Here is a 19,272-nt window from a genome sequence, read left to right on the forward strand (position 1 = left end):
ACGCGCGGTAAGTTTCTGGCCATGCCACGTGGACGTCACCGCCATTCCCCGCCGTTGCATCGGCTGTTGCCGCCTTCGGCGATAGCAGGCGTGTCGCTCGTCTGCGCCTTCGGCCCCTGGATCTTCGCGGATACGGCCGTGCTCCGAGTCGTCGCCGCGGTCGCCGCCGCGACCGCGCTCGTCGGGGCCGCCGTCATGCGCCGCTGGGACACCCAGGCGGGCAAACAGGTCGCGGACCTCACGCGCGCGCGTGCGAGCGACGAGTGGCGCTACGAGGAGCGGGTCGCCGAGCTGGAGACCGACCTCGACGAGTCGCGCGAACTGCGCGTCAAGCTGGAGCACAAACTCCGGGCGAAGCGTACGGAGCTGGCGGGCCTGCGCAACGAGCACGCCGCGCTGCTGCGGCGGTACGCCACGGCGGAGACCGAGCGCGCGACCGCCTTGGAGGGCCGTCGGCTGCTGGAACTCGAGGCGTCTCCGACGCGGGCGCTGCCGCCCGTGCCGGCGGCCGGGACCGACCTCGCCGAGGCCGAGCCCCAGGACGCGGTGGATGCCGACGTGACCGACGCCGACGTGACGGACGAGGCTGTGGCTGCCCCGGCCGGGACCGACGCGGAAGCCGATACGGACGTCGACGCTGATGCCGACGCGGACGCGGACACCGAGGGCGTCGAGGAGGAGCCGGAGACTCCGGCGATCTTCTCGCCCGAGGGTTCCCAGCTGTTCCTGCGGGCGAAGGCGGCGCTGAATCGGTTCGACGAGGACAGTGACGGTCCCGCGAAGAACGACGCTTCCGTGACGGACGAGCCCCTGGACGAGCCCGTGGAGTCCGGCTCCCCGGCAGCCGAGGACACCGGCGGCACCGAGGCGGAGGCCGCGCAGGAGGACGAAGCACAGGGGAAGCCCGAGGCGGTCGACGGGCATTCGCGCGCGGCCGCCGTCACCACGGTCGCCGAGACCGACGCGTCCGCCCAGGCCCCGGCGAAGCACACGCAGTCCGCACAGCCCGTGCGGCAGCCCTCCGGGCACTTCGCCGTGCCGACCGCCGTGGCCGTCGTACCGGCCGCTCCCGCGCGGCGCCCGTCGGTCGAGGGCGGGTTCGACTTCTTCGGTACGCAGAAGGAGTCGTCGTCCGAGGCGATGGACGCCGTGCAGAACGAGGACCTCGCCGATGTCGTCGGCCAGGAGGCGCTCGCGCTGCACAAGGCCGAGGCCGAGGCGCAGTTCAAGCAGGCGGACGAGGCGGCGCGCGCCGTCGGTCAGGTGATCGACCTGACGGCGCACGACGAGACCGAGCAGATCGACATGCAGGGCCTGCGGAGCGCGGCGTCCTGAAGGGGCGCGTGGGCGTCTGAGGGGCGCTCAGACGCCCTTGCCGGGTGAGAGGCGCTCAGGACATCCACCTGTCCGGTCGCGCGTCCCTGCGGCCCGTCCGTGACCTTTCCGCCTGCGACCGCAGCAGTTCCGCGGCCTCCTCGGCGTCCCGCAGGCGCGCGGTGACCGTCTTGTTCGCCCCGGTGTCCACATGGACGTCCGCGACCCGCCTGGCCCGCTCCCACGGCCCCTGCGTCAACCGCACGCTCTGCACCTTCGCGTGCGGCACCAGCGACAGGCTCCGGCGCAGCAGCCCGTGCCGCGCCGCGAACACGGTGTCGGTGACGGCGATGCCGTAGCCCCGCCACCACAGCGGCATGCACCACCCGGCCCGGCGCGGCGGGCGGGACAGCGACGGCGGGACCGTCACCCCGGGCAGCACGCGCGCGATGACGGATTCGGCGACCGCGCGCGGAGCGACCGGCACGAGCACGGAGTTCGACGACCCGGCCACGTCCAGCTCCACCCGCACCCAGCCGCGCCGCCGCCACAGCAGCGGCTCCACGATCCGCACGGTCTGCACCCGCCCCGGCGGCACCGTCTCGTGGGTGCGGTCCAGGAGTCCGTGGTCGATCCGCAGCCCGTCCGGGGACTCGCCCACCGTCCAGTCGTACTCGGCCACGAACCGCCCCACGCTGCTCGCGCCCGCCGCACCGAGCAGCGGCACGCCGGTCGCCAGGACCGTCCACACGCTGTGGGTGGCGAACCACAGCAGCGGCGGTACGACGAGTGCGGCGGCCAGGGAGCCCCAGGTGGCGCCCGTCAGCACCAGGGAGAGCGCGAGGCCGCCGGGGGGTACGCGCAGCAGCTCGCGCGCCGGAGCCTCGCCGACCTCGTGCGCCGTCTCGGGCGCGAACCCGGCGGCGCGCGCGAGGAGTTCCGCGCGGAGCGCACGTGCCTCGCGCTCCCCGAGGAAGGCGAGTTCGTCCTTCTTGTCCGTGCCTATGACGTCGAGCTTCAGCTTGGCGACGCCCGCCACGCGTGCGAGGAGCGGCTGCGTCACGTCGATCGCCTGGATCCGTTCCAGCCGGATGTGCGCGGCGCGCCGGAACAACAGGCCGGTACGGATGCGCAGTTCGGTGTCGGTCACCGCGAAGTGCGTGAACCACCAGGTCAGAAAGCCGTAGAGAGCGCCACCCAGGACGCACACGGCGAGCCCCGCCAGCAACGTGGTCGCGGTCAGCCGCGTCAGCTGCCGCTGCGCCTGGTCGGGGTCGTGCAGCGCCCACCCGATGAGCACGGCGACCGGCGCCCACGCCCGCCGCAAGGGCGTCACGGGGTGCAGCCGCCGCTCGACGACCGGCCGCTGTTCCCGGGCCGGCTCATCGCCCCGTACGTCCTTGTCGGCTTCCGGTATGGCCTTGTCGGCGCCCGGCGTCGTCACAGTCCCGCCGATCGGGCCTCGCCGAGCTCCGTGAGCCGGTCGCGCAGCCGTTCCGCCTCAGCCGGGTCGAGCCCCGGAATCGTCGCGTCGGTCGCCGCGGCCGCCGTGTGCAGCTGCACGCTCGCCAGCCCGAAGTGCCGCTCCACGGGCCCGGAGGTGACCTCGACGAGCTGCATCCGCCCGTACGGCACGACGGTCTCCTCGCGCCACAGCACACCCCGGCTGATCAGCAGGTCGTCGGCGCGCTCGGCGTACCGCCAGGAGCGCCAGTTGCGGCCCAGCATCACCCAGCCCCAGAGCATCAGCGCCAGCGGCAGCAGCGCGAGTGCGGCCCAGGCCGGACCGGCCAGCAGGTCCAGCAGCAGGGTCGTGCCGAGGGTGAGCAGCCCCAGCCACACCACGAGCAACAGCCGACGCATGCGCAGCAGCCCCGGCGGCAGCCCGGTCCACACCGGCTCGGCCCCCACGGTTCCCGCGTTCTCCTGGCTCCCCGTCTCCATACGGCCAGCGTACGTAGGACAGACTGTGTCCATGACTCCTACGACGGAGACCATGGTCGGGATCGGCGGCGCCGCGGAGAGCACCGACATGGTGCTCAACATCGGCCCCCAGCACCCCTCCACGCACGGTGTGCTGCGGCTGCGGCTGGTGCTGGACGGCGAGCGCATCACGCGCGCGGAGCCGGTGATCGGCTATATGCACCGCGGCGCGGAGAAGCTCTTCGAGGCGCGCGACTACCGCCAGATCATCATGCTCGCCAACCGCCACGACTGGCTGTCGGCGTTCTCCAACGAGCTGGGCGTGGTCCTCGCCGTGGAGCGCATGCTCGGCATGGAGGTCCCTCAGCGCGCGGTGTGGACGCGCACGCTGCTCGCCGAGCTGAACCGGGTCCTCAACCACCTGATGTTCCTGGGTTCGTACCCGCTGGAGCTCGGTGGCATCACCCCGATCTTCTACGCCTTCACCGAGCGCGAGGAACTCCAGCACGTCATGGAGGAGGTCTCCGGCGGGCGCATGCACTACATGTTCAACCGCGTCGGCGGCCTCAAGGAGGACCTCCCGGCCGGATGGACCACGCGCGCGCGTGCCTCCGTCGCGAGCCTGCGCTCCCGCATGGACCGCTTCGACGACCTGGTGCTCGGCAACGAGATCTTCCGGGGGCGCACGCGGGGCGTGGGCGCCCTCGCGCCGGAGGCCGTGCACGCCTACGGAGTGAGCGGGCCGATCGCGCGCGCCTCGGGTGTCGACTTCGACCTGCGCCGCGACGAGCCGTACCTCGCCTACGGGGAACTCCAGGACACCCTCAAGGTCGTCACCCGGCGGGAGGGCGACTGCCTCGCCCGCTTCGAGTGCCTCCTGGAGCAGACCCACAACTCCCTCGACCTCGCCGACGCCTGTCTCGACCGGCTCGCCGAACTGCCGCCCGGGCCGATCAACCAACGGCTCCCGAAGGTCCTCAAGGCGCCCGAGGGCCACACCTACGCGTGGACCGAGAACCCGCTCGGAATCAACGGCTACTACCTCGTCAGCAAGGGCGAGAAGACGCCGTACCGGCTGAAGCTGCGCTCGGCCTCGTTCAACAACATCCAGGCGCTGGCCGTGCTGCTGCCGGGGACGCTGGTCGCGGACATGGTGGCGATCCTGGGGTCACTGTTCTTCGTGGTCGGGGACATCGACAAGTAGGGCGGCGAGCGGGCCGGCCAGAGGTGCGTCCAGAATTCCGACCGGCTGCAGGAGCCAGCCGAAGTCGCCCAGTCCGCCCGGCGCGATGAGCTCGGCGGCCTCGCCGGCGCTCGCGAGGGCCCGCACGTAGGCCGAGGGGTTCGTCGACGCGAGCGCGAGCGGGGGGCGTGCGCCCGCGATGCCCAGGGCGCGCAGCGCGGCGCGTTGGGGGAGCAGGCGTGCGCCGGGGAGCGCGCACGCGTCCAGTGCGACGTGCGCCGTGATGTCGCACGCCCCGTCGGGCACGGGCGTCGTCTCGCGCCCCTCCCGGAAGCCGATGAGCGTGCCGAACGGGGGGCGCGCGCCCGCCGCGTGCGCGTAGTCCGCGGCCACCGCGAGCCCCCTGTCGAGCGTGGAGACGGCGGAAGCCCAGGCTTCATCCCTGGGCAGACCGATCTCGGCGCGCAGCCCCTCCTCCGGCGCGAGCGGCCACCACCGCGCCAGCCACTCCGCCTCCGCGCCGGCCACCGGTTCCCCGAGCCGCTCTGTCCCGTCCTCCCGGACGAGCACCCGCCGGGGTACGCCCGCGGAGTCCACCTCCGCGACCTCCACCGGCACGTTGTCCAGCCACTCGTTGGCGAACAGCAGCCCGGTGACGCCCTTCGGGGGCTCGGTCAGCCACTCGATCCGGTCGTCGAGGCCCGCGGGGCGGTCGGCGAGCTCGACGGCGTACCCGCGCGCGCGGGCGGCCACGTCGGCGGGCAGCGCCCCGAGCACCCCGGTGACGAGCTCGCCGCGCCCGGCCGCCATGTCGACGAAGTCGAGCGACTCGGGTCGGCCCAGTGCCTCGTCGACCCCGCACAGCAGCCGGGCCACGGCGTGCGCGAAGAGCGGCGAGGCGTGCACGGATGTACGGAAGTGCCCGGCCGGGCCCTCGGGCCTGCGATAGAAGCCGCCGGGCCCGTAGAGGGCGGCCCGGGTCGCCGCCCGCCACCCCCGCCACCCGCCTGCCGCCCCGCCCACTGTCGCGTCCGTCACTTCGCCAGACTAGGCGCACAGGTGAACAGGGCCTCCACCTTGGGGAGTACGCGCGTCGGCTCGGGATCGGTCCTCCGGTTGACCCCTGCACGCATCCCGCTTCCCTACTCTGGGTTACGTGCAGCGCCTCTATGACTTTCTCCGCAGACACCCGACATGGGTCGACAGCTTCTGGGCCGTCGTCCTGCTCGGGCTGAGCGGCGTGGGCATCCTGAGCGCCGACGGGGCGTCGGGCCAGCGCCCATCGTCCGCGGCGGGGTTCGCGGTGTCCGTCGTGATGTGTGTGGCGATCGCGCTGCGCCGCCGCTGGCCGGAGAAGATGCTCGTCCTGGCCGGGGCGACGGGCCTCGCACAGCTGGTCCTCGACATCGAGCCCGTGGTGGCCGACTTCGCCATGCTGGTGATCGTCTACACGGTCGCCGCAGTCGGCGCCCGCTGGGCCTCCCGCTTCGCCCTGGCCGCCGGCCTGTGCGCGGCGACCCTGGCGCAGATCCGCTGGCCCCAGGAGCACACCAGTTCCCTCGGGCTGATCGCGCTGGCGATCTTCCAGACGGTGCCGTTCGCGCTCGCCTGGGTGCTCGGCGACTCGATCCGCACCCGGCGCGCCTACTTCGCGCAGCTGGAGGAGCGCGCCGCCCGGCTGGAGAAGGAGCGCGAGGCGCAGTCCAAGGTCGCGGTCGCCGCCGAGCGCGCCCGGATCGCCCGCGAACTGCACGACGTGGTCGCGCACAACGTGTCGGTGATGGTGGTGCAGGCCGACGGCGCCGCCTACGTCCTCGACTCCGCGCCCGACCAGGCCAAGAAGGCCCTGGAGACCATCTCCTCCACCGGCCGCCAGGCCCTCGCCGAGATGCGCCGCCTGCTGGGCGTACTGCGCACCGGCGAGCACAAGGAGGTCGGGGAGTACGTTCCGCAGCCCGACGTCGAGCAGATCGACGAGCTGATCGAGCAGTGCCGCACCTCAGGGCTGCCCGTCGACTTCAAGGTCGAGGGCACCCCGCGCCCGCTGCCCAGCGGCGTCGAGCTCACCGCGTACCGGATCGTGCAGGAGGCGCTCACCAACACCCGCAAGCACGGCGGGCCGAACACGGGTGCCAGCGTGCGCCTGGTCTACTTCGACGACGGTCTCGGCCTGCTCGTCGAGGACGACGGCAAGGGCGCCCCGCACGAGCTGTACGAGGAGGGCGGCGCCGACGGCCAGGGGCACGGCCTGATCGGTATGCGGGAGCGGGTCGGCATGGTCGGCGGCACCCTGGACGCGGGCCCGCGCCCCGGCGGGGGATTCCGGATCAGCGTCCTGCTCCCACTCAAACCCGCACACTGACGTCGACACACGCCCCCTGTTGACACCTGTCACGACACCTGAGAAACGGAAGAGGCCCCGATGACGATCCGCGTGATGCTCGTCGACGACCAGGTGCTGCTGCGCACCGGGTTCCGGATGGTGCTGGCGGCCCAGCCGGACATGGAGGTCGTCGCGGAGGCGGGGGACGGCGTTGAGGCGCTTGAGGTGCTGCGCTCGACCGATGTCGACGTGGTGCTGATGGACGTACGCATGCCGAAGCTCGACGGCGTGGAGACCACCCGCCGCATCTGCTCGGAGGACGACCCGCCGAAGGTGCTGATCCTGACCACCTTCGACCTCGACGAGTACGCCTTCTCGGGGCTGAAGGCGGGCGCCTCCGGCTTCATGCTGAAGGACGTGCCGCCCGGGGAGCTCCTGGCCGCGATCCGGTCCGTGCACAGCGGCGACGCCGTCGTGGCGCCGTCGACGACCCGGCGGCTGCTCGACCGGTTCGCTCCCATGCTGCCCTCGGCCGGCAAGGGGCCCCAGCACAAGGAGCTGGAGCGGCTCACCGACCGTGAGCGCGAGGTCATGGTGCTCGTCGCGCAGGGTCTGTCCAACGGTGAGATCGCGGCCCGGCTGGTGCTGTCCGAGGCGACCGTCAAGACGCACGTGGGCCGCATCCTCACCAAGCTCGGGCTGCGCGACCGGGTCCAGGTCGTCGTCCTCGCCTATGAGACCGGTCTGGTCCGGGCGGGCGGCCACGGCTGAACCCGGCGGATGTGACTCGCGCGTAACCGGCGCCCACTAGGGTCTGCGCATGCTCCTGTGGATCAACGGCCCTTTCGGGGGCGGCAAGACACAGACCGCGCACGAGATCCAGCGCCGGCTGCGGGGCAGCGTCATCTGCGACCCCGAGCACGCCGGCTTCGGTCTGCGCCGCATGATGCCGCCCGAACTGCGCGGAGACTTCCAGGATCTGACGTCCTGGCGGCAGGGAGTGGTCGAGGTCCTCGACCTCGCGCTCACCAAGCACGAGGGCGTGGTCATCGTCCCGATGACGGTCACCGACACGGGCTACTACGACGAGACGGTCGGACGGCTGCGCGAACTCGGCCACGACATACGCCACTTCACCCTCCTCGCCCAGCGCGAGACCGTGCTGAGGCGGCTGAGCGAGCGCGGCTTCGGACACCTCCTCCAGTACGTCGCCCGCAAGGAAACCCCGCTGCGCAGGGAGAGCTGGGCCGTGCAACAGCTCGACCACTGCCTGGAGCGGCTGAGCGAGCCCGAGTTCGCCGAGCACCTGTGGACGGACCACTCGACCGTGCCCAAGACCGCGGACCGGATCGCCGTCCTGGCCGGGCTGACCCTCGCCCCGAACAAGGACGGCGCGCTGCGGACCCGGCTCAGGCAGGCGCGGGTCGGGATCAAGCACATCCGCTTCGACTGACGCGGCCGCCCGCTATCTGAGCAGTGCTTCCAGGAAGTCGCTGCCGAGCCGGGCCACGGCCGTGACGTCCAGCTGGTACAGGACGTAGCGCCCGCGTCGGCGTGTGGTGATCAGGCCCGCCTTCTTCAGCACGCTGAGATGGCGGGATATCTCGGGGGCTGTCATGCCGTGGATCTGCACGAGTTCGCTTGTGGTGTACGTGCTTCGGGCCAGGTTCCGGCACAGCTGCATGCGCACCGGGTGGGACAGCGCGGTCATCCGCAGGGCCAGCTGCTCGACCGAGGGCGGCGCGGCGAGCTCCGGGAAGCCCACCGGGTAGTGCAGGACCGGCTGCCAGTCGTGCCGGTGCAGCACCATCAGATGAGGCCAACCCAGACTCGTCGGCACGAGCAGGAGGCTGCGGTCGCGAATGACGCTGTGGCCCTGCCGCAGCTTGTCGATGGTGATGCGTCCGGCGGCCTCGTCCAGCACCACCGCTGAGGACACCGCGGTCAGCGCCTGGCCCAGTCCCTTGTGCCGCAGCAGATCGGTCTTGTGGCGGGCGTCGGCCGCGAGCTGGTGGTGCAGCCGCGACCAGGCGTCCGCGAAGAACGCCTCGTCGCAGTCCTCCAGAAACTGGCGCAACCAGGCCCGAATCCGCGGCGGATCGTCCATCAGCCGTCGGCTGAACCGCAGCTGTTGCGGCCCGCGCGCGGCGGCCAGCTCCAAGGCCCGCTGACGCAACTCGGCATCGGCGAGGGCGGAGGGGCCCTGCACGGCGTACGGCAGCGCGCAGGTGAACTCCAGGGCCGCGTCCACGAACTGTTCGTCCGTGAGCTTGTCCAACAGGTCCAGTTCCTCGGCGAGCGTCGCGCCCGGGAGCGCGGCCCCGCCGGGGATGCCCGCGTATGGCAGGAACAGGTCCGAGAACGTCGTCCGCCACAGGAAGTCTGCCTCGCACATCCGGTCGGCCAGATGAGGGTCGAGACGGGCGGTCACGCCGGTCACCCACCCCTGCAGGCCGGGATGATGCCCGGGCTCGGCCAGCGCATGCAGCGCCATGCCGAGCTCGGCCAGGGGCGAGGGGACGACAGCGACCCTCTCCGGCCGCAGCCCCGCGATGTCGATGCTCACGCTCATGCCCTCATGGTGCACCCCGCCACTGACAACGCTCCCGCCGATTGACTGCCGCCGTCAATCGACGCGACTTCACGGCCGCAGGGGCGCAACCTGGGATCACCGGGGCAGCCGCGGAGCCCGATTCCCACGTCTCACACGTCTCCTACGTCCCGAGAAGGCGACCCGCCATGAGCATCACCCAGCAGTACTACCTCGACACCTACCGTGCCCAGCGGCTCGGCGAGCCCGGCCATGGGCGGATACGGCGATCCCTGGGCCGCCTGCTGCACCTGCCCCCGCGCGCTACCCGCTGACCTCCCCGGTCAGCCGGGAGACGAAGTCCGCGACCGCCGCCCGCACGTCGTCGGCGCTCCACTCCAGGCCGGCCGCCCGGACGTAGACCTCGGTGAAGGCCAGTCCCGGGCCCTTCTGCTCCCAGCCGTTGGCGAACAGGGCGGTCCCCGTCTCCTCGATATGCCGGACGGCGGCCTCCGCGACGGTGTCGGCGTCGTACGGCAGCCAGACCTGGAACTCGTGGGTGTGCGGCTCCTCGGGGTGTACGCGCATCCACGGCACGCCGGACGCGGCGAAGCCCTCGCGCAGCGCGGCGGCCACCACGCGCGCGTGGGCCACGTACTCGGGCAGCCGGGGCAGCTCCCGCTCCAGGCCGGCGAGCGCCGACAGCGCGGTCGGGAACTGCTGGAACACCATGCCGCCGTAGCGGTGTCGCCAGGTCTTCGCCTCGTCGATCAGTGCCTTCGGGCCGGTGAGCGCCGCGCCGCCGAAGCCGTCGAGGGACTTGTAGAAGGACACGTAGACGCTGTCCGCGAGGTCCGCGATCTCGTCCAGGGGGCGGCCGAAGTGGACGGTGGACTCCCACAGGCGGGCCCCGTCGAAGTGGACTACCGCGTCGCGCTCGCGCGCGGCCTCCACCACCTCCGTGAGCTCCTCCCAGGAGGGCAGGACGAAACCGGCGTCCCTGAGGGGCAGTTCGAGCATCAGCGCGCCGAAGGGCTCCTCGAAGTCGCGCACCTCGGCGGCGGTCGGCAGCCGGGGCTCGCTCGTCACACGGACCGGGCGCAGGCCGCTGACCTGGCTGAACGCGTTCCGCTCGTGGACCTCGGGGTGGGCCAGCGCGTGCAGGGCGACGACCGGGTTGCCGGTGCGGCCCGCCCAGCAGCGCAGGGCGACCTGCTGGGCCATCGTGCCCGTCGGGAAGAAGGCGGCGGTCTCCTTGCCGAGCAGGCCGGCGGTCTTCTCCTCCAGGGCCTCGACTACGCCGCTGCCGTAGATGTCCGACGACTCGTCCAGGTCGTACAGGTCCCCGGCCTCGTCGAGCAGCGCCAGCCGCTCCCGGAGCGTGCCGGAGAACCCGGGGCGCGCGAGTGCGCGTTGCGCGCCCCGGTACGCGGCCTGGCGCCGTTCTCGGCGCCGTTTGCGCCGCTCGTCCTCGGAGGGGGGCTCCGCCAGGTGCTCCGGCGTCTGCTCCGCTTCCCGCGCGCCCTGTTCCGCCGTATCGCTCATGCCCCGGATCATCCCGCGCGCGGGTCGGGGCGGGCACCCGGATTTCCACAGGCCCCCCGGGATCCGGACGGTCAGGAACACCCACAGCCTGTGGACAACCGGACGCCCCTCGAACCGATCGCGTTAACATGACGAGAAATCGTCCGGTACCCGGAGCGGACTGGAACGGGAAGGCCGCCGTCGCGTGAGTACATTCCAACAGCCAGACCCCAGGGACCGCCCCGCGCGGCTCACCGTCGGCGTCGTCGGCGCCGGACGTGTGGGTCCCGCGCTGGCCGCGTCCCTCCAGCTCGCCGGGCACCGCCCGGTGGCCGTCTCCGGGGTCTCCGACGCCTCCAGGCGGCGGGCCGCGCTGCTGCTCCCCGACGTGCCGGTCGTCACCCCCGCCCAGGTCCTGGAGCGCGCCGACCTGGTCCTGCTGACCGTCCCGGACGACACCCTGCCCGGTCTCGTCGAGGGGCTCGCCGAGACCGGGGCCGTGCGGCCGGGACAACTGCTCGTGCACACCTCCGGGCGATACGGCGCGAAGGTCCTGGACCCCGCCCTGCGCGCCGGCGCGCTGCCGCTGGCCCTGCACCCCGCGATGACCTTCACCGGCACCCCCGTGGACGTCCAGCGGCTCGCGGGGTGCTCCTTCGGAGTCACCGCGCCCGTCGAACTGCGGCTGGCCGCCGAGGCCCTCGTCATCGAGATGGGCGGTGAGCCGGAGTGGATCGCCGAGGAGAGCCGCCCGCTCTATCACGCGGCCCTCGCGCTGGGCGCCAACCACCTCGTGACGCTGGTCGCCCAATCCATGGAGCTGCTGCGCACGGCCGGTGTCGAGGCCCCGGACCGGATGCTCGGCCCGCTCCTCGGCGCTGCCCTCGACAACGCCCTGCGTTCCGGTGACGCCGCCCTCACCGGCCCCGTCGCGCGCGGGGACGCGGGCACGGTCGCCGCGCACGTCGCCGAGCTGCGCAAACACGCCCCGCAGACCGTCGCCGGCTATCTGGCGATGGCCCGCGCGACCGCCGACCGCGCCCTCGCCCACGGGCTGTTGAAGCCGGAGCTCGCCGAAGACCTCCTGGGTGTACTCGCCAACGGGAGCGAGGGAGACGCCCGATGACCACCTCTGTCCTGCGTACCGCCGGTGAACTGCACGCACGCGCGCGTGGGGGCCGCCGTGCCGTCGTGATGACCATGGGGGCCCTGCACGAGGGCCACGCCACCCTCGTCCGCACCGCGCGCGAGATCGCCGGACCGGACGGCGAGGTCGTCGTCACGGTCTTCGTGAACCCGCTCCAGTTCGGCGAGGGCGAGGACCTCGACCGCTACCCGCGCACCCTCGACGCCGACGTCAAGATCGCCGAAGAGTCCGGCGCCGACGTCGTGTTCGCGCCGTCCGCGGACGAGGTGTACCCGGGCGGCGAACCCCAGGTGCGCATCAGCGCGGGCCCCATGGGCGAACGCCTGGAGGGCGCGTCCCGCCCCGGTCACTTCGACGGCATGCTCACCGTCGTCGCCAAGCTGCTGCACCTCACCCGCCCCGACGCGGCCCTCTTCGGCCAGAAGGACGCCCAGCAGCTGGCCCTGATCCGCCGCATGGTGCGCGACCTGAACTTCGGCGTCGAGATCGTCGGCGTACCGACCGTGCGGGAGCCCGACGGGCTCGCCCTGTCCAGCCGCAACCGCTATCTGGCCCCCCAGGAGCGGCGCACCGCGCTTGCGCTGTCCCAGGCGCTCTTCGCCGGCCTCGACCGGCACGCCGCCCAGGAGGCGCTGCACGCGCGTGCCCTCGAAGTGCCCGCCACGCATGCGCGTGCCGAAGCGCTCAGCGCCATAGGGGAGTCCCGCGCGGCCGCCGACGCCCACGCCGTCGCCAAGGCCGTCCCGGGTGCCCCGGCGGACGTCCGCGCGGCCGCCCGCCTGATCCTCGACGACGCCGCCCGCCTCGATCCCCCGCTCGCCCTGGACTACCTCGCCCTGATCGACCCCTCCGACTTCACCGAGGTCGGGGACGACTTCACCGGTGAAGCCGTGCTCGCCGTCGCCGCCCGGGTCGGGACGACCCGGCTGATCGACAACATCCCCCTGACATTCGGAACCCTCGGAGCCGCCTCGTGACCAGCACAGGCATACGCCCGCCCGTCGCCCACCACCACCCTCAAACGAGAGCGCTTCGCGCGCGCCCCCGCTTGTATGCGCCCGCCCCAGGATGGTCCATCGCCGCGGACGTGGTGGTCGTCGGCTCCGGCGTCGCCGGCCTCACCGCGGCCCTGCGCTGCGAGGCCGCCGGCCTCGCGACGGTCGTCGTCACCAAGGCCCGCCTCGACGACGGCTCCACCCGCTGGGCGCAGGGCGGCATCGCCGCGGCCCTCGGCGACGGCGACACCCCCGAACAGCACCTGGACGACACGCTGGTGGCGGGCGCGGGCCTCTGCGACGAGGAGGCGGTACGGATCCTCGTCACCGAGGGCCCCGACGCCGTACGCCGCCTGATCGAGACCGGCGCGCACTTCGACGAGTCCTCCGAAGGCCGCCTTGAGCTCACCCGCGAGGGCGGCCACCACCGCCGCCGTATCGCGCACGCCGGTGGCGACGCGACCGGCGCCGAGATCTCCCGCGCGCTCGTCGAGGCGGTACGCGCGCGTGGCCTGCGCACGGTCGAGAACGCGCTCGTCCTGGACCTGCTGACGGACGCCGACGGCCGCACCGCGGGCGTAACCCTGCACGTCATGGGAGAGGGCCAGCACGACGGCGTGGGCGCCGTGCACGCCCCCACCGTGATCCTCGCGACCGGCGGCATGGGCCAGGTGTTCTCCGCGACCACCAACCCGTCCGTGTCGACGGGCGACGGCGTGGCGCTCGCCCTCCGCGCCGGCGCGGAGATCTCCGACCTGGAGTTCGTGCAGTTCCACCCCACCGTGCTGTTCCTCGGCCCGGACGCCGAGGGCCAGCAGCCCCTGGTCTCCGAGGCGGTCCGCGGCGAGGGCGCCCACCTGGTCGACGCCGACGGCGTCCGCTTCATGGTCGGGCAGCACGAACTCGCCGAACTGGCGCCCCGGGACATCGTCGCCAAGGGCATCATGCGGCGCATGCAGGAGCAGGACGCCGAGCACATGTTCCTCGACGCCAGGCACTTCGGCGCCGACATGTGGGAGCACCGCTTCCCGACCATCCTCGCCGCCTGCCGCGCCAACGGCATCGACCCCATCCACGAGCCCGTCCCGGTCGCCCCGGCCGCCCACTACGCCTCAGGCGGCGTCCGCACGGACTCCCGGGGCCGTACGACCGTCCCCGGCCTGTACGCGTGCGGCGAGGTCGCCTGCACCGGTGTGCACGGCGCCAACCGGCTCGCCTCCAACTCCCTCCTGGAAGGCCTCGTCTACGCCGAGCGCATCGTCGCCGACATAGCGGCGAGCCACGCCGACAACGCCCTCCACGCGCGCGTGCCTGCACCGGTCCCGCACCCCGAGAAGCCCGCGCACCCGCTGCTCGCGCCCGAGGCCCGCTTCGCCATCCAGCGGATCATGACCGACGGCGCGGGCGTACTGCGCTCGGCCGTGTCCCTGGCGACCGCGGCCGAGGCCCTCCAGCGACTGCACAGCGACGCCCGCGACGCGCTCGACGAGAACGGCAAGACCGCCGAACCCGGCGTCGACACCTGGGAGGCCACCAACCTCCTGTGCGTGGCCCGCGTCCTGGTCGCCGCCGCCCGGCAGCGCGAGGAGACCCGCGGCTGCCACTGGCGCGAGGACCACGCCGAGCGCGACGACAGCGACTGGCGCCGCCACATCGTCGTACGGCTGAATCCGGACCGGACGCTGGCCGTACACACCACGGACACCGCAGACTTCCCCCCGACCCAGCAGCAGCCCCTTCAGGAGCAGTGACAGCAGTGAGCACCCCCGACCTTCCCCTCGCCCAGAGCGACGGCTGCGGCGACGGCTGCGCGTGCGGCGCCGACGGCGAGGAGGGCTACCCCGAGTACGCCGAGTACGCGGAGTGCGGGCTCGACCCCGCGCTCGCCGAGCTCCTCACCGACGCCGGACTCGACCCCCTGGAGGTCGAGGACGTCGCCAACATCGCCATCCAGGAGGACCTCGACCACGGCGTGGACGTGACGACCGTCGCGACCATCTCCGAGGAGGCCGTGGCCACGGCCGACTTCACCGCGCGCGAGGCGGGCGTCGTGGCCGGCCTCAGGGTCGCCGAGGCGGTCATCTCCGTGGTCTGCTCCGACGAGTTCGAGGTCGAGCGGCACGTCGAGGACGGCGACCGCGTGGAGGCGGGCCAGCAGCTGCTGTCGGTCACCACACGCACGCGTGACCTGCTGACCGCCGAGCGCAGCGCGCTCAACCTGCTGTGCCGGCTGTCGGGCATCGCGACCGCCACGCGCGCGTGGGCGGACGTTCTGGAGGACTCGAAGGCACGCGTGCGTGACACCCGCAAGACCACGCCGGGGCTGCGCTCCCTGGAGAAGTTCGCGGTCCGCTGCGGCGGTGGCGTCAACCACCGCATGTCGCTCTCCGACGCCGCCCTGGTCAAGGACAACCACGTGGTCGCCGCGGGCGGTGTGGCGCAGGCCTTCGAGGCCGTACGGGCGACCTTCCCGGAGGTGCCGATCGAGGTCGAGGTCGACACCCTGCACCAGCTGCGCGAGGCCGTGGACGCCGGGGCCGACCTGATCCTTCTGGACAACTTCACGCCCGGCGAGTGCGCGGAGGCGGTGGCCATCGTGCAGGGCCGCGCGGCCCTTGAGGCGTCCGGCCGGCTCACCCTGGACAACGCGAAGGCGTACGCCGACACGGGCGTGGACTACCTCGCCGTCGGAGCCCTGACCCACTCCTCGCCGATCCTGGACATCGGCCTGGATCTGCGAGCGGCGGAGTAGGGAGCAGGACCGGCCATGCTGCTGACGATCGACGTAGGGAACACGCACACCGTCCTGGGGCTGTTCGACGGGGAGGACATCGTCGAGCACTGGCGCATCTCCACGGACGCGCGGCGCACGGCGGACGAACTCGCGGTGCTGTTGCAGGGCCTCATGGGCATGCATCCGCTCCTCGGAGAGGAGCTGGGCGACGGCATCGACGGGATCGCGATCTGCGCGACCGTGCCGTCCGTGCTGCACGAGCTGCGTGAGGTGACGCGGCGGTACTACGGCGACGTGCCCGCGGTGCTCGTCGAACCGGGCGTGAAGACGGGCGTGCCGATCCTGACGGACAACCCGAAGGAGGTCGGCGCGGACCGCATCATCAACGCGGTGGCGGCCGTCGAGCTCTACGGCGGGCCGGCGATCGTCGTCGACTTCGGTACGGCGACGACGTTCGACGCGGTGAGTGCGCGCGGGGAGTATGTCGGCGGGGTCATCGCGCCCGGGATCGAGATCTCCGTCGAGGCGCTCGGGGTGAAGGGGGCGCAGCTTCGGAAGATCGAGGTGGCTCGGCCGCGGAGTGTGATCGGGAAGAACACGGTCGAGGCGATGCAGTCGGGGATCGTGTACGGGTTCGCCGGGCAGGTGGACGGTGTGGTGAACCGGATGACTCGGGAGCTTGCGGAGGATCCGGAGGACGTGACCGTCATCGCTACGGGGGGATTGGCGCCGATGGTGCTGGGGGAGTCCTCGGTGATCGACGAGCACGAGCCGTGGCTGACGTTGATCGGGTTGCGGCTGGTCTACGAGCGGAACGTCTCGCGTATGTGACTCGCGCCGGGTTTCCTCGCCCCGCCGCCCCTACCCGTCCCATCCCCAGGGGCTGCCGCCCCTTCGACCCCGCCCCCAGGGGGCTCTGCCCCCTGGACCCCCGCTCCTCAAACGCCGGAGGGGCTGAAATTGCGGGCCGGGGTTGATTGCGCGGAGGGGCTGGATTTGCGGACCAGGGATTGTGCGGAGGCGTCGAATTGTGCAGACCGGCCTGGATTTTCGTGACGAGGCCGGGTTGTGCGGGCGGGCTGGAGTTTTGAGGCCGGACTGGATTCTGCCGACCAGGCTGGGTTCTGCCGACCGGGCTCGAGTCTTGCGGCGGGACTGGATCTTGTCGGCCGGGCTGGTTTCGTCGACGGGCTGGAGAGCGTCGGGGCATTTCAGCGCCGGTCCAGGCAATCCCAGCCCGTCCGGCGTTTGAGGACAAGGCCCGTTCAGGGCCGTAGGGGGGTCTGGGGGCGCAGCCCCCAGGGGTCGGCGGCGGCGTCCTTGCACCTCAGGCCGCGCGTCCGCCTGGGTGGCTTGGCGCGCCACACCCGTTCGGTATAGCGGAGTTTGTCTGATTAGCGCGTATCGTCGCCGCATGCCCACGCCATACGGATCCCGCGGCGGCATGGCGTTCGGCGTGGAGGAGCTGCGTGTGCTCCGTCGCGCTCTCGCCCTCGCCCTTCACTCAAGCCCCGCCTCGGCCGAAGACGTCCAGGACTGTCTCAGGCTCGCCGAATCCGTCGACGAGGCCGTGCGCGAGGGCGCTCGGCTGCGCGCCTTCCTGGTGGCCGACCTCGCCCGCTACCGTGCCGCCCTGCCCGGCGCCGCGGCCGGCTATCTCACGCTCCTGGAGGAGGCGCTGGGGACCGGGTGCCTGCCGAACCCCGACGACCTCGCCGCACTTCGAGCGCTGCGCGGCAATCCCGTCGCGGCCGTGCTGCTGGATCGTTGTCAGACGGTCGCCGAACGGGACGTACGCGCCCGTCTGGCCTGCGGTAGGGGTCGACCGGCCGTTGAGGTCGAGCCGACCGTTCCCGCGTCCCGTACGCGCCTCCTGGCCCTTCCTGGTGGTCTTTCCGGTGGGGAGGGGGAGCCGGTGAAGAAGCCCGCCGAAAAGCCCGCCGAGAAGCCGGCCGAGCGTCCCGCCGAACCCAAGCCGTCCCGGCCCATTCCGACCCCGGGCGAGGTCTTTCCCCGCCGCAAGCCCGACCGGCCCCCGGCGGGGAGTCCGTCCCAACACCTCGCTGCCGGGTAGGGGAAGGGGCCCCGCCCCCTTCCGTCATCCCGCCGTGGCTACCCTGGGTCCATGGACTACGTCTCCGCGCTCGTGCCCCCGGTCGTCATGGCCGTGTTCTTCATCGGTGTGATCCGGGTGATCGTGAAGACCCAGGGCGGGGCCAACAAGGCCAAGGAGGACGCCGCCGTCGACGCCGCCATCGCGCGCGCGGAGAGTGCGCGGCAGGCCTCCGGTGGTACCGACGTCTAACTTTCCGAGTCGTACGCCCCTTTTTGTCGCTGTTTGTCAGTGAAAGCGCACGTTCGGTACGTCGTTGGCGAGATCTCCCACTATTGTGCTGAGTGTGCCTCGCCCATTGGGAGAACTCGAAGACTCGGTCATGACGCGGGTGTGGAAGTGGAACCGCCCGGTGACCGTTCGAGAAGTCCTGGAAGACCTTCAGCAGGAACGGTCCATCGCGTACACCACTGTGATGACCGTTTTGGACAATCTCCATCAGAAGGGCTGGGTGCGCCGAGAGGCGGAAGGCCGGGCCTATCGATATGAGGCGGTCTCCACACGCGCCGCCTACGCCGCCGCCCTGATGAACGACGCCTGGTCCCAGAGCGACAACCCGGCCGCCGCTCTCGTCGCCTTCTTCGGCATGATGAGCGAGGAACAGCGACAGGCGCTCACGGATGCCGTACGGATGGTGCAAGGCCCGGAAACGCCCGCACCCCCGCTACCCGCGGAAGCCGCCGGCGGCGATAGCGGCGAGGAGAACCCCGGCTCCGCGCGGGGCGACAGCGGGCGATAGCGTCCGCTCATGTCAGCAGAGCGCCCCGAAGTCACCGCTAAAGCCATCACCGTCCGGCGGGCCCGCACCGGCGATGTCCCGGTGGTACGCCGTCTCCTTGACGCCTACGTCCGTGACCGCATCCTGCTCGACAAAGCGACGGTGACGCTTTACGAGGACATCCAGGAGTTCTGGGTCGCCGAACGCGACGACAACGCAGAGGTGGTCGGCTGTGGCGCTCTGCATGTGATGTGGGAAGACCTCGCGGAAGTACGCACTCTCGCCGTCAAGCCGGGCCTGAAGGGTGCCGGTGTCGGGCATCAGTTGCTGGAGAAGTTGCTGCACACCGCGCGTTGGCTGGGCGTTCGTCGCGTTTTCTGTCTGACCTTCGAAGTGGACTTCTTCTCGAAGCACGGGTTCGTGGAGATCGGTGAGACACCTGTTGACACCGATGTCTACGCAGAGTTGCTGCGTTCCTATGACGAGGGCGTCGCAGAGTTCCTCGGACTCGAACGAGTGAAACCGAACACCTTGGGCAACAGGCGGATGCTTCTGCATCTGTGATCGCCGAGGAGACTGCCGAGCAGACATATTTCGGCGAGCGGGCCTGCCCAGGTTCCCTATGTCCGAAACGCGCATGTTTCCGGACCGAGGGGTCTCCCTCAGTCTCTCCCGGGGGTTTGTGTTTTTCCGGCAAAAGCGGTTTGCTTTCCGACGTACTGCAGTACTGCATATAACAGGGGACGGTGAAACGGCAGACGCCGCAGA

At 71.9% G+C, this 19,272-nt stretch carries 20 protein-coding genes; 15 read left to right on the forward strand and 5 right to left on the reverse strand.

Annotated elements, in window-relative coordinates:
- Nucleotides 1-21 precede the first annotated feature (21 nt).
- Entirely contained in the window at nucleotides 22-1,335 is a 1,314-nt protein-coding gene (locus tag AC5DRG_RS30335) for a hypothetical protein (protein WP_491802634.1), read from the forward strand.
- Nucleotides 1,336-1,390: 55 nt separating this feature from the next.
- Here AC5DRG_RS30335 and AC5DRG_RS30340 read toward each other — a convergent pair whose 3' ends face one another.
- Both AC5DRG_RS30340 and AC5DRG_RS30345 read right to left on the reverse strand, forming a co-directional pair.
- Nucleotides 1,391-2,758 carry a PH domain-containing protein gene (locus AC5DRG_RS30340; RefSeq protein ID WP_491802635.1) on the reverse strand — a complete coding sequence of 456 codons (1,368 nt, stop codon included), beginning with the start codon at nucleotides 2,756-2,758 and terminating at the stop codon, nucleotides 1,391-1,393.
- On the reverse strand, nucleotides 2,755-3,258 hold the full coding sequence (locus AC5DRG_RS30345; RefSeq protein WP_491802636.1) for a PH domain-containing protein: 504 nt from the start codon (nucleotides 3,256-3,258) through the stop codon (nucleotides 2,755-2,757). Before AC5DRG_RS30345 ends, AC5DRG_RS30340 begins: the two co-directional genes overlap by 4 nt.
- 31 nt (nucleotides 3,259-3,289) lie before the next feature.
- Here AC5DRG_RS30345 and AC5DRG_RS30350 point away from each other — a divergent pair, with 31 nt between their 5' ends.
- The gene (locus AC5DRG_RS30350; RefSeq protein WP_491802637.1) at nucleotides 3,290-4,441 is read left to right on the forward strand and encodes an NADH-quinone oxidoreductase subunit D; all 1,152 of its coding nucleotides are present in this window, start codon (nucleotides 3,290-3,292) and stop codon (nucleotides 4,439-4,441) included.
- Here the strand turns inward: AC5DRG_RS30350 and AC5DRG_RS30355 are convergent.
- The gene (locus AC5DRG_RS30355; RefSeq protein WP_491802638.1) at nucleotides 4,406-5,458 is read right to left on the reverse strand and encodes an SAM-dependent methyltransferase; all 1,053 of its coding nucleotides are present in this window, start codon (nucleotides 5,456-5,458) and stop codon (nucleotides 4,406-4,408) included. The genes AC5DRG_RS30350 and AC5DRG_RS30355 overlap by 36 nt on opposite strands.
- 118 nt (nucleotides 5,459-5,576) lie before the next feature.
- On the opposite strand from AC5DRG_RS30355, the gene AC5DRG_RS30360 reads away from it, so the two are divergent.
- The 3 genes from AC5DRG_RS30360 to AC5DRG_RS30370 are packed head-to-tail and all read left to right on the forward strand — an operon-like array spanning nucleotide 5,577 to nucleotide 8,196.
- A complete protein-coding gene (locus AC5DRG_RS30360; RefSeq protein WP_491802639.1) occupies nucleotides 5,577-6,782 on the forward strand; it encodes a sensor histidine kinase in 1,206 nt (401 codons plus the stop codon).
- A 60-nt stretch (nucleotides 6,783-6,842) separates the two neighbouring features.
- The gene (locus AC5DRG_RS30365; protein WP_491802640.1) at nucleotides 6,843-7,514 is read left to right on the forward strand and encodes a response regulator; all 672 of its coding nucleotides are present in this window, start codon (nucleotides 6,843-6,845) and stop codon (nucleotides 7,512-7,514) included.
- Nucleotides 7,515-7,563: 49 nt separating this feature from the next.
- Nucleotides 7,564-8,196, forward strand: coding sequence for an AAA family ATPase (locus AC5DRG_RS30370; protein WP_491802641.1), 633 nt, complete (start codon nucleotides 7,564-7,566; stop codon nucleotides 8,194-8,196).
- A 12-nt stretch (nucleotides 8,197-8,208) separates the two neighbouring features.
- Here the strand turns inward: AC5DRG_RS30370 and AC5DRG_RS30375 are convergent, their stop codons facing one another.
- Nucleotides 8,209-9,315, reverse strand: coding sequence for a DUF5937 family protein (locus tag AC5DRG_RS30375; RefSeq protein WP_491802642.1), 1,107 nt, complete (start codon nucleotides 9,313-9,315; stop codon nucleotides 8,209-8,211).
- A 167-nt stretch (nucleotides 9,316-9,482) separates the two neighbouring features.
- On the opposite strand from AC5DRG_RS30375, the gene AC5DRG_RS30380 reads away from it, so the two are divergent.
- Nucleotides 9,483-9,608, forward strand: coding sequence for a hypothetical protein (locus AC5DRG_RS30380; protein WP_491802643.1), 126 nt, complete (start codon nucleotides 9,483-9,485; stop codon nucleotides 9,606-9,608).
- Here the strand turns inward: AC5DRG_RS30380 and AC5DRG_RS30385 are convergent.
- Entirely contained in the window at nucleotides 9,598-10,818 is a 1,221-nt protein-coding gene (locus tag AC5DRG_RS30385) for a threonine aldolase family protein (RefSeq protein ID WP_491802644.1), read from the reverse strand. The two genes, AC5DRG_RS30380 and AC5DRG_RS30385, sit on opposite strands and share 11 nt — an antisense overlap.
- A 184-nt stretch (nucleotides 10,819-11,002) precedes the next feature.
- Here AC5DRG_RS30385 and AC5DRG_RS30390 point away from each other — a divergent pair, with 184 nt between their 5' ends.
- The 9 genes from AC5DRG_RS30390 (at nucleotide 11,003) to AC5DRG_RS30430 (ending at nucleotide 19,068) form a co-directional block, all read left to right on the forward strand.
- Nucleotides 11,003-11,923, forward strand: a complete 921-nt coding sequence (locus tag AC5DRG_RS30390) for a Rossmann-like and DUF2520 domain-containing protein (protein ID WP_491802646.1) — start codon at nucleotides 11,003-11,005, stop codon at nucleotides 11,921-11,923.
- Nucleotides 11,920-12,921, forward strand: coding sequence for a pantoate--beta-alanine ligase (gene panC, locus AC5DRG_RS30395; RefSeq protein ID WP_491802647.1), 1,002 nt, complete (start codon nucleotides 11,920-11,922; stop codon nucleotides 12,919-12,921). Before AC5DRG_RS30390 ends, panC begins: the two co-directional genes overlap by 4 nt.
- 11 nt (nucleotides 12,922-12,932) lie before the next feature.
- A complete protein-coding gene (locus tag AC5DRG_RS30400) occupies nucleotides 12,933-14,690 on the forward strand; it encodes an L-aspartate oxidase (RefSeq protein WP_491813203.1) in 1,758 nt (585 codons plus the stop codon).
- A 5-nt stretch (nucleotides 14,691-14,695) separates the two neighbouring features.
- Nucleotides 14,696-15,691 carry a carboxylating nicotinate-nucleotide diphosphorylase gene (nadC, locus tag AC5DRG_RS30405; RefSeq protein WP_491802648.1) on the forward strand — a complete coding sequence of 332 codons (996 nt, stop codon included), beginning with the start codon at nucleotides 14,696-14,698 and terminating at the stop codon, nucleotides 15,689-15,691.
- A 15-nt stretch (nucleotides 15,692-15,706) separates the two neighbouring features.
- The gene (locus tag AC5DRG_RS30410; RefSeq protein ID WP_491802649.1) at nucleotides 15,707-16,504 is read left to right on the forward strand and encodes a type III pantothenate kinase; all 798 of its coding nucleotides are present in this window, start codon (nucleotides 15,707-15,709) and stop codon (nucleotides 16,502-16,504) included.
- A gap of 613 nt (nucleotides 16,505-17,117) precedes the next feature.
- Nucleotides 17,118-17,747 (forward strand): hypothetical protein, encoded by a 630-nt coding sequence (locus tag AC5DRG_RS30415; protein ID WP_491813204.1) that lies wholly within the window; start codon nucleotides 17,118-17,120, stop codon nucleotides 17,745-17,747.
- 51 nt (nucleotides 17,748-17,798) lie between these two features.
- The gene (locus AC5DRG_RS30420) at nucleotides 17,799-17,978 is read left to right on the forward strand and encodes a hypothetical protein (RefSeq protein ID WP_491802650.1); all 180 of its coding nucleotides are present in this window, start codon (nucleotides 17,799-17,801) and stop codon (nucleotides 17,976-17,978) included.
- A 94-nt stretch (nucleotides 17,979-18,072) separates the two neighbouring features.
- The gene (locus AC5DRG_RS30425) at nucleotides 18,073-18,525 is read left to right on the forward strand and encodes a BlaI/MecI/CopY family transcriptional regulator (RefSeq protein ID WP_491802651.1); all 453 of its coding nucleotides are present in this window, start codon (nucleotides 18,073-18,075) and stop codon (nucleotides 18,523-18,525) included.
- A gap of 9 nt (nucleotides 18,526-18,534) precedes the next feature.
- Nucleotides 18,535-19,068 carry an amino-acid N-acetyltransferase gene (locus tag AC5DRG_RS30430; protein ID WP_491802652.1) on the forward strand — a complete coding sequence of 178 codons (534 nt, stop codon included), beginning with the start codon at nucleotides 18,535-18,537 and terminating at the stop codon, nucleotides 19,066-19,068.
- The last annotated feature ends 204 nt before the right edge of the window (nucleotides 19,069-19,272 follow it).

This window comes from Streptomyces sp. JLBG701, assembly GCF_058544905.1.

Bases quoted from the DNA above. Each gene is read 5' to 3' on its own strand.
- AC5DRG_RS30345 (WP_491802636.1), bottom strand. From the start codon at position 3,258: ATGGAGACGGGGAGCCAGGAGAACGCGGGAACCGTGGGGGCCGAGCCG.
- panC (WP_491802647.1), top strand. From the start codon at position 11,920: ATGACCACCTCTGTCCTGCGTACCGCCGGTGAACTGCACGCACGCGCG.
- AC5DRG_RS30350 (WP_491802637.1), top strand. From the start codon at position 3,290: ATGACTCCTACGACGGAGACCATGGTCGGGATCGGCGGCGCCGCGGAG.
- AC5DRG_RS30385 (WP_491802644.1), bottom strand. From the start codon at position 10,818: ATGAGCGATACGGCGGAACAGGGCGCGCGGGAAGCGGAGCAGACGCCG.
- AC5DRG_RS30335 (WP_491802634.1), top strand. From the start codon at position 22: ATGCCACGTGGACGTCACCGCCATTCCCCGCCGTTGCATCGGCTGTTG.
- AC5DRG_RS30410 (WP_491802649.1), top strand. From the start codon at position 15,707: ATGCTGCTGACGATCGACGTAGGGAACACGCACACCGTCCTGGGGCTG.
- AC5DRG_RS30375 (WP_491802642.1), bottom strand. From the start codon at position 9,315: ATGAGCGTGAGCATCGACATCGCGGGGCTGCGGCCGGAGAGGGTCGCT.
- AC5DRG_RS30370 (WP_491802641.1), top strand. From the start codon at position 7,564: ATGCTCCTGTGGATCAACGGCCCTTTCGGGGGCGGCAAGACACAGACC.
- AC5DRG_RS30430 (WP_491802652.1), top strand. From the start codon at position 18,535: ATGTCAGCAGAGCGCCCCGAAGTCACCGCTAAAGCCATCACCGTCCGG.
- AC5DRG_RS30365 (WP_491802640.1), top strand. From the start codon at position 6,843: ATGACGATCCGCGTGATGCTCGTCGACGACCAGGTGCTGCTGCGCACC.
- AC5DRG_RS30380 (WP_491802643.1), top strand. From the start codon at position 9,483: ATGAGCATCACCCAGCAGTACTACCTCGACACCTACCGTGCCCAGCGG.
- AC5DRG_RS30420 (WP_491802650.1), top strand. From the start codon at position 17,799: ATGGACTACGTCTCCGCGCTCGTGCCCCCGGTCGTCATGGCCGTGTTC.
- AC5DRG_RS30415 (WP_491813204.1), top strand. From the start codon at position 17,118: ATGGCGTTCGGCGTGGAGGAGCTGCGTGTGCTCCGTCGCGCTCTCGCC.